The sequence below is a fragment of the Actinomyces sp. Z5 genome (assembly GCF_003287795.1).
GTDB lineage: Bacteria > Actinomycetota > Actinomycetes > Actinomycetales > Actinomycetaceae > Actinomyces > Actinomyces glycerinitolerans.
This window is the reverse complement of record NZ_QMIN01000053.1, coordinates 1-11367: the sequence shown is the minus strand read 5'-3', so window position 1 is coordinate 11367 and position 11367 is coordinate 1. Positions and strand designations below refer to the sequence as shown.

The following is an 11367-nucleotide window of genomic DNA, read 5'->3' as shown; positions in this document are numbered from 1 at the left end:
TGTCCTGAGACATCACAACGACGGTTCGTACCCCTACCCCACGAACCGTCGCCGGATGTGCCGAACCGTCGACCGCAACGTACGAACCGTCAGACGAAGGCACCGAACCGCTGGGCGAACACGCGAACCGTCGGGCTAAGGTGCCGAACCGTCAGAGGAACGCACGAACCGTCGGCTAAAGGCGTGAACGTCGGCCCGAACGCACGAGCCGTCGTGCCTGGCCCACCGTGGTCCAGCGCGCACACCCAGCCATGGCGCACTCCCACCAATCGCGCCACGCACCACGCCGTCGGGACACGTACGCCAACACCACCCGGCGAACCGCCCCATCCGCCCACCAGATGCCCAAGCGCGGGGAGCCGGGCTTAACCGGGGTCGTCAGGCTCGACTTCGAAAGACCTCAGCCCCAAGCGCGACGAACCGGGTTACTTCGGCTGCCCCTTGTGCGGGGAGGAGTGACGGGAGCGCAGCAGGGTGGAGATGATCACGTACACCAGGAACAGGCTGAACAGGATCGAGCCCGTGCGCGGGCTGACCAGGCCGGCGACGACGCTCCCCAGTGGAGAAGTCGCGGCCGACGCCACGCCCACGACGAGCCCCACGCGCACGTCGGCCGCCCCGTGGCGCAGGTTGGTGACGGTTCCGGACAGGGCGGTGGGGAGCATCACCACCAGGGAGGTGCCTCGGGCCAGTAGGTCACCGATGCCCACAGCCAGCTGGGTGCCGGGCACGATCACGGCGCCGCCACCCACGCCGACGAGTCCCGACAGGATGCCCGCCACCAGACCCACCCCCACCAGGGCGGCGCCGCTGGCGGGCGTGAGACTCAATCCGGCGTCGCGCACCGGCACCATGAGCTGCTGGGAGACGATGACGAAGACCGCGAAGGCCACGAAGATCCACGGCAGGATGCGGGCCGGGAGCGTACGCAGCAGGCGCACCCCGATCTGCGCGCCGGTCAGGGAGCCAATGATCAGGAAGACGGCGGCCACGAGGGACACCTGTCCCTGCACCCCGTAGGAGACCGCCCCGACGATGGAGGTCGGCACGATGGCGACCAGGGAGGTGGCGGCGGCGTGGCGCTGATCCATACCGGCGAAGGCCATCAGCGCCGGCACGATCACCAGTCCCCCGCCGACACCGAACAATCCCGCCAGGAAGCCGGCCCCCAGTCCCATCAGTACAATCGCCGGCCAGCGTCGGGCGGGCGGGGACCACGGTGCCGGAGCATCGGACCGGTTGCGGGCGGAGTCGGGATCGGGGGCTTCGACGTCGGGGGTTGCGGTCACCCGCCGACCCTATCCCCGCTTGCGCGTTCAGCTCACCTGCCCTGCTCCCCTGCGGCGCCGTGGGTGATGCGCCGAATGGCCGCCAGCCGCCGGGTCACCTGCTCCTCGAAACCGTTCGTGGTCGGCCGATAGTACTCGGCGCCGGCCAGTTCGTCGGGCAGATACTGCTGGGCGACGACGCCGTGCGGGTAGTCGTGCGGGTAGCGGTAGCCGACACCATGGCCCAGGCGCTCGGCGCCCGCATAGTGGGCGTCGCGCAGGTGAGCGGGCACCTGCCCGCCGCGGCCCGCGCGCACATCCGCCGTGGCCTCACCGATGCCGACCGTCACCGCGTTCGACTTCGGGGCGGTGGCCACCGCCAGGGCCGCCTCGGCCAGGACCAGTTGCGCCTCGGGCATGCCGATCAGGGCGACCGCCTGCTGCGCGGCCACGGCCGTGGACAGCACACCGGGGTCGGCCAGGCCCACATCCTCGGCGGCGTGGATGGTGATGCGCCGGGCAATGTAGCGCGGGTCCTCGCCCGCCGCGAGCATGCGGGCCAGGTAGTGCAGGGTGGCGTCGGGATCGGAGCCGCGCATGGACTTGATGAAGGCGCTGATCACGTCGTAGTGCTGGTCTCCCTGCCGGTCGTAGCGGACGGCGGCGACGTCGGCGGCCCGCTCCACGTCGGCCAGCCCGATCCGGGGCGCGGCGGACTGCGCGGCGGCCTCTCCCCCGGACCCGTCGGTGGGTGCCGGTGTGGCTGCCAGAACCGCGCCGGCGGCCGCCTCCAACACGGTCAGGGCCTTGCGCGCGTCCGAGCCGGCCATGCGCACGATCTGCTCGCGGGCGTCGTCGGCCAGCGTGACCGCGCCGCCCAGGCCGCGTGCATCGACCAGCGCCCGCTCCACCAGCGCACGCACGCAGTCGGCGTCCAACGGGTGCAGCGTCAGCAGCAGGGAGCGCGACAGCAGCGGCGAAACCACCGAGAAGGACGGGTTCTCCGTGGTGGCGGCCATGAGCGTCACCCAGCGGTTCTCCACGCTCGGCAGCAGCGCGTCCTGTTGCGAGCGGGAGAAGCGGTGCACCTCGTCGACGAACAGCACCGTCTCCTCCCCCGCGGCCAGGCGCCGTCGGGCGTCGGTGACCACCTGGCGGACGTCCTTCACCCCGGCGGTGACGGCGGACAGCTCCACGAAGCGGCGACCCGAGCCGCGCGCCACCAGATACGCCAGCGTGGTTTTGCCGGTGCCCGGTGGCCCCCACAGGATCACGCTGGACACCCCCGCGCCGCCGGCCGGTCCACCCGCGTCGGCGGCAGGCTCGACCAGGCGACGCAGCGGGGAGCCGGGGGCGAGCAGATGGTCCTGGCCGACCACTTCGTCCAGGGTGCGTGGCCGCATCCGCACGGCCAGGGGCGCGTGGGCGTCTCCGGGCAGGCCGACGGCGTCGGTTCCGGCGCTCTCAAACAGGTCCGTCATGTGCACGATTCAACACCCGTTTCGGCTCCGCCCGAGTGCCGGGACCGCTCAGCGCCCGGCGGTCTGCCAGACTAGGGCGCATGCTTGCCTGGCTTTCCCGCCGCGTCATCAAAGATGCCTGGATCATCGTCGGTGCGTGGCTGCTTCTCGCCGTCGCGTTGCTGCTCCCTTCCATCACGGGGCTGGGCGGCAACAACCTGTTCGAGCGCGCGGCCGCGGGGAGCACTTCGATTGCCGGCACCAACAGTGCGGAGGGTGAGCAGATCCTGGACACGCTGTCGGGTGATGCCGAGACGGTGACGCTGCTGGTCACCGACATGGACATCTCCGACACCGTCACCCAGCAGACGGTCGCCGACGCACTGGAGGACGCGCACGCGGATCTGCGGGCGCTGGTGGGCGAGCAGAACGTGATCGATCCCTTCGTGGTCCCCGGCATGCTGAATGAGCCCGCCGCACAAATGCTGGCCTCCACCGACCTGGACGGCTTCCTGCTGGTGGTCACCGTTGATCCCAACGGGGACACGGTCGCCGACGCCGACGACAAGAAGTACGCCGAACAGGTCGCCGAACTGGTCGGCCGGGTTGAAACCCGCCTGGAACAGGTCCCGGACGAGCTGAGTCGGGTTGAACCCGGTGTGCGCGGCATTGTCTCCGACGACGCACGCATGTCCGCAGCCGTCAACGATCAGGTGCGCGCCGACCTGGTGCGGGGTGAGCTGATCTCCCTGCCGCTGGCACTGATCATCATGGTGCTGGTCTTCGGCGGCTTCCTGGCTGCCGGCATGCCGCTGATCGGTGCGCTGGCCTCCATCGCGTGCACCATGGGAGTGCTGTACTTCCTGAGCCTGGGCATGGACCTGCAGTCCTTCGTCATCAACATTGTCACCGTGATCAGTCTGGGACTGTCGATCGACTACGGGTTGCTGATCACCTCCCGCTACCGGGAAGAACTTGCTCGCTCCCACGACGCCGCCGGCGAGGACGCCGGGGGGCACCGGCGTCGTCGTCGCAGCGGACGACGGGACCCCCGCCTGGCGGCCTGCATGACGACGACGCTGGCGACGGCCGGCCGCACGGTGCTGTTCTCGGCACTGACGGTGTCGGCCTGCATGCTCGGCCTGGTGCTGATGGGACCGGCGGTGCTGCGGTCCATCGGCATCGCCTGCCTGGCCTCGTGCCTGATCGCGGTGGCGGCGGCGGTCACCCTGGTGCCGGCCGTGCTGGTGCTGCTGGGGCGGCGCCTGCTGCACCCGCCGCTGCTGCAGCGCATTCCGGTCCTCGGCGCCATGCAGCGACACCTGGGGGATGTGACCAGTGAGCGCGGAGTGTTCCGGTGGATCGCCCGGCAGGTGCAGCGCATGGCCTGGGTGGTGCTGGTGGCCTGCGTGGTGGCGCTGGTGGTGCTGGCCTCCCCGGCCCGCAACCTGCACCTGCTCTCCTCCACTACCGAGCTGCTGCCCACCGACTCCGACCAACGCACCTACCTGACGGTGCTGGAGGAGCGCTACTCCGCCGTAACCCAGCAGGACGCCACCATGATCATCGCCGCCACCGGTGAGCGAGTCACCGACTTCATCAACGAGCAGGTGGCTGCCGTCGACGGCGTCCAGGAAGTGTTGCGGGTAGCCACCGCCGGCGACTACACAGTGGTCTATCTGGAGCTTTCCGGTGATCCGACCTCCCGCGCCGCCGAAGACACGGTCGCCTCCATACGCGCGTTGTCTGCGCCCGCCGACACCTGGACCACCGGTCAGGCGGCCAGCCAGCTGGACTTCCGTCAGTCACTGCTGGCGTCCCTGCCGTGGGTGGGCACGTTCATTGTGCTGGCGACCTTCGTACTGCTGTTCCTCATGACCGGTTCCCTGCTGGTTCCGCTCAAGGCGCTGCTGATCAACCTGCTGTCCCTGGCCGCCTCCGTGGGCGCGCTGACCTGGGTGTTCCAAGAAGGACACCTGACCGGGCTGCTCGGCTTCGCCCCCATCGGCGGGGTGGAGGCCTACGTGGTGGTCACGGCCGTGGGTGTCGGCTTCGGACTGGCCATGGACTACGAGGTCTTCCTACTGGGGCGGATCAAGGAGTACTGGGACGCCGGCGCCGACAACGACACGGCCGTCGCCAAGGGTCTGCAGCGCTCGGGCCGCATCGTCACCTTCGCCGCCCTGATCATGGTGGTGGTGTTCCTCGGCTTCGTCAGCGGCGAGCTGCTGATCGTCAAGGAGGTCGGGCTGGCGCTGGCAATCGTGGTCGCCCTGGACGCGACCGTGGTGCGCATGCTGCTGGTGCCGGCCACCATGACTCTGCTGGGGCGTTGGAACTGGTGGGCGCCGACGCCGCTGCAGCGCCTTCACGACCGCTACGCGCAGGTCGGCGTGCTCACCGGTGAGCCGGCGCCGTCGGGCCCCGAGTCACGGGGGCCGACCGAGCCTGAGGCGACTGCGGCCGCCACCGAGTAGCCGCGGGTGGTAGCGCGGGCTACCGGAGACACGGCCTATAGCAGGCTGATGTCGCCCGCACCTTCGCGGGCGACCTCCGGCACGTCCTCGGTCAGGTCGATGACGGTGGTCGGCTCGGTGGAGGTGACCGGCCCCTCGATGACGACGTCGATCAGGTGGCCGAGTGCATCCTCGATCTCCCAACCATTGGACTCCGGCGTGGTTTGTCCCGGACGAATGAGGGTGGAGGACAGGATCGGGGCGCCGAACTCCTTCACCAGCGCCTGCGCGATGACGTGGTCGGGAATGCGCACACCCAGGGTGTGCTTCTTCGGGTTCAAGGTCATCCGCGGCACCTCCTTGGTGCCCTTGAGGATGAAGGTCCACGGCCCGGGCGTGAGCCGCTTGATGAGCCGGAAGGCGTTGTTGCCGACGATCGCGAGCGGGCCGACCTGGGCGAAGTTGGCGCACACGAAGGTGAAGTTGTGCTTAGAGTCCAGCTGACGAATCGTGCGAATGCGCTCCAGTCCCTCCTTGTTGCCGGGGGCGCAGGCGAGCGCGTAGCCGGAGTCCGTGGGGTAGGCGATGAGCTCACCGTTCCGGAGTCTGTCGACGATCTTGGCGACCAGTCGTGCCTGGGGGTTGACGGGGTGCAGCTCAATGTAGCGGGACATGGAGCACATTGTTGCACCGATCACCCCGTGTTGTCGTGCGCCACACGGTGGGGTGGGCCATCGGCCGGCACGCTCAGTCGCGGCGGCGGTAGGCGCTGGGCGTGGTGCCGGTCTCTTCCCGAAAACGGCGGTTGAAGTTCGAGAGGTTGGTGTACCCGCTCAGTGCGCACACCCGGGCCACCGGCAGGTCGGTGGTGCGCAGCAGGTGGCAGGCCCGCGCGACTCGACGCCGCCGTACCAGTTCGGAGAAGGTGATCCCGGCGGTGGCGTGGAAGAACCGGGAGAACGCCGATGGGCTGAGCGCCACCAGTTCCGCGGCCCGGGTCATGGAGATCTCCTCCGCCAGGTGGGTCTCCACATAGTCCAGGACGACGTTGATCCGGGAGGCGGTGGCGTCGTCGAGGCTGGGCACGTAGCCGGCGCTGGCGATCGGGTGCGCCTCCGCGGCGGGGGCGGCGAGGAAGACGCGGGCCAGTTCCAGTAGCGCGGCCAGCCGCCCCAGCGGGCCCTGCCCGCCCATGCTCTCCAGAATGGCGGCCGCCCGCTCACGGCTGTCCCCCGACAGCATGATGCCTCGGCGTGCGCGGTCGACCAGCGCCCCCATGGCGGCCAGTTCGGGCAGCTGCCCGGAAGCCGCCTCGAAGCGCGCGGGCAGCACCTGGCACAGCACGTCGCGTTCGGGCAGGCGTTCGCCGGGACCGAGGTCCGAAAGCCAGTTGTGCGGCAGGTGCGGTCCCATCAGAGTGACCTGTCCGGCTTCGAAGTCGATGGCGCGGTCGCCCGCGAGCATCTGCCCGGAGCCGGAGCGGATCAGGTGGAACTCGATCTCGGGGTGGTGGTGCCAGCGGGCAAGCGGGTCGGGGTATCCGTGCGTCCACCAGCGCACCGAGGTGCCGGCGTCGGGGACGATGACTTCCAGGTCGCCGACGTCGGCCTTCGTCCCCGGCGCGGGTTCGACGCCCGGGGTGGAGGGGCGTGGGGGGATGCCGGGGCGGGCCGGTGGGGAGGACACACGGTCATTGTGCGCGCCCTGCCCACCGGCCCGTCGGCGGTTGCGGTGGTTGGCCCTTTGCACGGCTGCGGCCTCGGGTCAGCCCACCGTGATCTGGAGTTTGACGTCGCCGGGGCGGCCCTCGGCCACCCGGTCGAAGACCTCCTTGGCGCGGTCCATCGGGAAGGTTTCGGTGATGAAGGGCTTGAGATTGATCTTGCCGGCCGCGACCAGGTCGATGGCGCGCTGGTAGACGTTGGCGTAGCGGAAGACGGTCTCGATACGGGTCTCGCGGGCCTGCACCTCGGTGACATCGACGGCGACCGGGTCCACGGGGATGCCAACCAGGACGGTGCGGTTGCCGGGGCCGCCCAGCTTCCACAGGTCCTCGTACGCGGACGGGTGGCCGGAGGCCTCGAAGACCACGTCTGCGCCCCAGCCGGCGGTGCGCTCGTTCACGACGTCGAGCAGGCGCTGCTCGCGCAGGTCCACGGTAACGACGCCGGGGATCTGGGAGGCGATCTCCAGCTTGACCGGGGAGACGTCGGAGACGATGGCGGTGGAGGCGCCGCCGGCGAGCGCGGCGGCGGCGGTGAGCATGCCGACCGTGCCACAGCCGGAGACGACGGCGACGTCGCCGGGGTGGATGGCGGCCTTGGTGGCCGCGTGCATGCCGACCGCTAGCGGCTCGAGCAGGGCGCCCTCCCCGTAGGAGACGTTGTCGGGCAGGTGGTAGGTGAAGGCCGCCGGGTGAATGACCTCCTCGACCAGGCAGCCGTCTACCGGCGGGGTGGCCCAGAAGGAGACGGCGGGGTCGACGTTGTACATGCCCATGCGGGAGGCGCGCGAGCTCATGTCCGGGACGCCCGGTTCCATGGCCACGCGGTCGCCGACGGCGAAGTCGGTGACGCCCTCGCCCACCTCCAGCACGGTGCCGGAGGCCTCGTGGCCGAGGATCATCGGCGCCTCGACGATGTAGCGGCCGATGCGGCCGTGCGTGTAGTAGTGGACGTCCGAGCCGCAGATGCCGACGGTGTGCGGGGCGATGCGCAGCTGGCCGGGGCCGCAGACGAGGTCTCCGGGGACCTCGCGGACGTTGATCTCATTGCGCTTCTCTAGGACTACAGCCTTCATGGTTTCTTCTCCTCGTGGGTTGGTTGCGGTGACTTGGTGGTGGTGAGCGGGTTTAAGGATGGTCGGCGATTCGGTGGGTTCAGGCGTCCACCTCCGCGACGGGTCGGTCGGCGGTCTCCGGCAGACGCCGCCCATTGCGGTCGAAGCCGGGCTGGTCGGGGTGGATGAAGACGGTGATGAGGGAGCCCAGCAGGTACAGGGCGGTGTAGGTCCAGCACACTCCGGCGACGCCGATGTGCGGCAGCAGCAGGGTGACCAGCCCGGGGCCGACGAAGGTGGTCAGACCGGAGGCGAGGTTGTTGGCGGAGATGGCCGCCCCGCGGTGTTCGGGGGCCAGGGCGGGGAATACGGCGGCCATGGGGACGAAGGCGGTCACGCCCATGCCCAGGAGGACGGCGGCCGCGCCGAGGGCGATCATGTTGCCGCCCAGGAACTGGGGCACGTAGTAGAAGCCGAGGGTGGCGGCGGCGCAGAACCAGCACCCGTACCAGCGCATCTGCCGCATCCACCCGAAGCGGTCGCCGATCCATCCCCAGAAGAGGTTGCCGAAGACGGTGACGGCGAACTGGATGCCCCAGATGGTCATCCACTGCGGCATGGTGAACCACTCCTCGCCGTAACCGGCCGTGGTCAGGTACAGGGGCATGATGACCGGGAAGCCGTAGAGACTGAGGTTGCAGATGACGCGGACGATCGCCGTGAGGGCCACCTCCCGGTTGGTGCCGAGGATGGTGACGCCCACCGACAGCTGTCGCAGCGTGTCACCCAGGTCGCCGCGCTTGGGCTGAGGTTCGCCGCGGCCCACAAACAGCAGGCAGAGCAGGCCACCGGTGATGGTCCAGGCCAGGGAGAACCAGAGCGTGCCCCGCTCGCCGATGAAGTTGATGGTCCGGGCCGGGATCCAGGAGCCGAGGCAGCCGACGCCGATGGAGTAGGCGGTCCAGAACCAGCCCATGGCGGAGGCGCGGGACGCCGGCGCCACCTTCTGGGTGATGTACACGACGAAGGAGTAGATGAACAGGGGGTAGGCCAGTCCGCGGCAGGCGTATATCACCAGGATCAGCGGGTAGATGCCCGAGGGGATCGCCACGCCGACGAACAACAGGTGCAGGCAGACCCACAGCCCGGCCCCGATGAGCATTATCCGGCGGACCCCGAAGGTCTCGGCCAGTACGCCGGAGGCCCAACCGGACAGGGCGGCCATCAGGCCGTAGGCGGTGATGACCGTTGACGCCTGGGTCGCGGCGAAGCCGAGGGAGACAAGGTACTTGGATAAGAAGGTCAGCTCGAAGCCGTCGCCGGTCATGAAGATGGCGATGGCGATGAGCCCGGGGATCAGGATCTTCGGGGGTGCAAGGCGCATGGGTTCCACTCCGTCGTGTTGGTGCCGCGGCTCATTCCGCGGTTGCTGGCTCAAGCATCGCCCCGGGCGCGCACAGCGGTCTTCCGACGCCGATGCCGAGCGCCGGTACTTTTTTGACCCCGCCGTGGACCCGACCGGCCCGGTAGCATCGGTCGCAGCCGCTTGAAGGGGGGTGCTTATCTTGTCCGGCACGGAACCCGACTCGGGTGCGCCACGCGACGCTCGCAGCACCCGCGGGCCCTGGTGGTGGCGGGCGCTTACTTGGCCGTGGCGGCACTGGTTGCCCATTGTGGCGCACCTGGTGGGGATCACGGCCACGCTGTTGACGCCGATAGCCTTCCTGTGGGCCGGTCTGAGCATGCCGACGACCGCCTTCGAGCCTGAGGACGCCGATTACCGGTGCGCCTACTTGCTGGAGCAGCCGGTGGTGGCCGTCCAGGCCCACGAGTCGTGGTTCTTCTCCTCGTGCGACATCCTCACTTCCGGCGGCGACCTGTTGGCGCGGGTACCCATGAGTCCGGGCTGGTGGCCCTGGGCGGCCGGAGGGCTCGTGCTGCTTAGTGCGAGTGCCGTGGTCATGGCAATTGTGGCTCTCGGTCTTCAGGGCGGTGAGCACAGAGCATCCGCCCGCGTGCTGGTGGTGTTGGCGCTGGTGATCGTGCTGGCCACCCCTCGCGGCCTGGCCTGGCTGGGTGAGCACGCCGAGTCGCCTGATGCCACCGCGTTGGCCCGGGCCCAGCAAATGACGATCCCTGAGCTAGCCGGAAACGGCCGCGTCGTGCCGATGAACAGCTTGATAGTAGAGGAGTGCGACCCCGCAGAGCTGAGCTACTGGCACATTTGGAACTCTGCCGCACTGGGCGGCCACGTCACCGCTGCAATCGCCGTACAGAACGACTCCAAGGCCGCTTGCCTGGTATCCGGCTGGCCCGACGTCGTCGTTGTTGACGAGCAGGGCCGGGACCTTGAGGTCTCTGTACTGCACGTGGACGACCAGGAATCCAGGTCACCGAGCACAAACGACCCGCCCGTGGTAGAGATCGGTCCGCGCGTACGGGCCGTCGCCACCCTGCGGTGGGACAACGACCAGAGCCGCCCCACCGGCACCCACCTGGCGGTGACGACCGTACTCGGCCGCCAGGCAGTCACGAAGGACCCCGACCCCAGGTACAAGGAATGGGGCACCGCCCACGACCTGACGATCCCCGAAGGCCATCTCGTTCTGATCTCCCCGTGGGAGCACGAATAGCCGCACCGCCGCCGACCGCGCGTTTCACGACCACCCGGGGTCGTGAAACGCACCCCAAGGTCGTGTTCGGGCAACACGAACAGCCCTCTTCAACGACGTAAGACGATGTACTACAATCCATGTATGACGCGGTTGTACTGGGACGCTGCCACGGAGCGGTATATCCGGAACCGCGCCAAGAGGTACCCGGGGGCAGTCGGCGTCACGCCAGAGCAGGCATGTGAAGTGCTGGACGACATCGACCTGGTTGCGCTCGAACCTGATCCAAAGTCTCATACTGGCGCCAGTCGCTTCATCGGCTATTCACCGAATGCGAAACGAGTACTTACCATTATTGCCTGGCGGGATCGCGACGGTGATCTGCATCTGGTGAATGCCTGGCGTGCGACCGGCGCAGACCTGCGCCTGTACAACCTCAAGGAGGACGAGGAGGACTTCGATGGCCAAGACGGTTGACGCTGAAATGATCGCCAAAATGCGTGAGGAATCCGAGGTGACCCGCGAAGCGGAGTACCCCGTGAATACCGTTCCTGTACGACCGAACCGGTCTCAGGTGTACTCGGTGCGGTTAACCCCGCAGGAACGCGAGGCGATCGAGGCGGTCGCTGAGGCAAAACACCTGCCCGCCTCGACCCTGGTGCGGGCATGGATACTGGAGCGTCTTGAGGCCGAGCACGCTGCTTGACCGGCACTGGTCGACGACTCCCAGGGAGCCGCGCGTTTTACGACCTTGGGGTGCGTTTCACGACCACCCCGGGGTCGTGAAACGCAC

10 protein-coding genes are annotated in these 11367 nt (G+C 68.9%); 4 read left to right on the top strand and 6 right to left on the bottom strand.

Features of this window, described 5'->3' with window-relative positions; genetic code table 11:
- Positions 1 to 425: 425 nt before the first annotated feature.
- Together DRB06_RS07170 and DRB06_RS07165 are read right to left on the bottom strand one after the other, a co-directional pair.
- Positions 426 to 1289, bottom strand: coding sequence for a sulfite exporter TauE/SafE family protein (locus tag DRB06_RS07170; protein WP_258522186.1), 864 nt, complete (start codon positions 1287 to 1289; stop codon positions 426 to 428).
- Positions 1290 to 1321: 32 nt separating this feature from the next.
- Positions 1322 to 2749, bottom strand: coding sequence for a replication-associated recombination protein A (locus DRB06_RS07165; protein ID WP_111819521.1), 1428 nt, complete (start codon positions 2747 to 2749; stop codon positions 1322 to 1324).
- Between the two features lie 80 nt (positions 2750 to 2829).
- Here DRB06_RS07165 and DRB06_RS07160 point away from each other — a divergent pair, with 80 nt between their 5' ends.
- The gene (locus DRB06_RS07160) at positions 2830 to 5205 is read left to right on the top strand and encodes an MMPL family transporter (RefSeq protein WP_111819520.1); all 2376 of its coding nucleotides are present in this window, start codon (positions 2830 to 2832) and stop codon (positions 5203 to 5205) included.
- 35 nt (positions 5206 to 5240) lie between these two features.
- Here the strand turns inward: DRB06_RS07160 and DRB06_RS07155 are convergent, their stop codons facing one another.
- The 4 genes from DRB06_RS07155 to DRB06_RS07140 form a co-directional block, all read right to left on the bottom strand.
- Complete coding sequence (locus tag DRB06_RS07155) at positions 5241 to 5858, bottom strand: L-threonylcarbamoyladenylate synthase (protein WP_111819519.1); 618 nt, start codon at positions 5856 to 5858, stop codon at positions 5241 to 5243.
- Between the two features lie 73 nt (positions 5859 to 5931).
- Entirely contained in the window at positions 5932 to 6870 is a 939-nt protein-coding gene (locus DRB06_RS07150; protein ID WP_220092991.1) for an AraC family transcriptional regulator, read from the bottom strand.
- Between the two features lie 78 nt (positions 6871 to 6948).
- Positions 6949 to 7983, bottom strand: a complete 1035-nt coding sequence (locus DRB06_RS07145; RefSeq protein WP_111819518.1) for an NAD(P)-dependent alcohol dehydrogenase — start codon at positions 7981 to 7983, stop codon at positions 6949 to 6951.
- Positions 7984 to 8062: 79 nt separating this feature from the next.
- Complete coding sequence (locus DRB06_RS07140; RefSeq protein ID WP_111819517.1) at positions 8063 to 9346, bottom strand: MFS transporter; 1284 nt, start codon at positions 9344 to 9346, stop codon at positions 8063 to 8065.
- 181 nt (positions 9347 to 9527) lie between these two features.
- Between DRB06_RS07140 and DRB06_RS07135 the strand changes: the two genes are divergently transcribed.
- From DRB06_RS07135 to DRB06_RS07125, 3 genes are all read left to right on the top strand, one after another.
- Positions 9528 to 10595 (top strand): DUF4232 domain-containing protein, encoded by a 1068-nt coding sequence (locus DRB06_RS07135; protein ID WP_146750831.1) that lies wholly within the window; start codon positions 9528 to 9530, stop codon positions 10593 to 10595.
- Between the two features lie 123 nt (positions 10596 to 10718).
- Complete coding sequence (locus tag DRB06_RS07130) at positions 10719 to 11051, top strand: BrnT family toxin (RefSeq protein ID WP_139240966.1); 333 nt, start codon at positions 10719 to 10721, stop codon at positions 11049 to 11051.
- Positions 11035 to 11280, top strand: coding sequence for a DUF6290 family protein (locus DRB06_RS07125; protein ID WP_073331949.1), 246 nt, complete (start codon positions 11035 to 11037; stop codon positions 11278 to 11280). The genes DRB06_RS07130 and DRB06_RS07125 overlap by 17 nt, the downstream gene beginning before the upstream one ends.
- Positions 11281 to 11367: the final 87 nt, after the last annotated feature.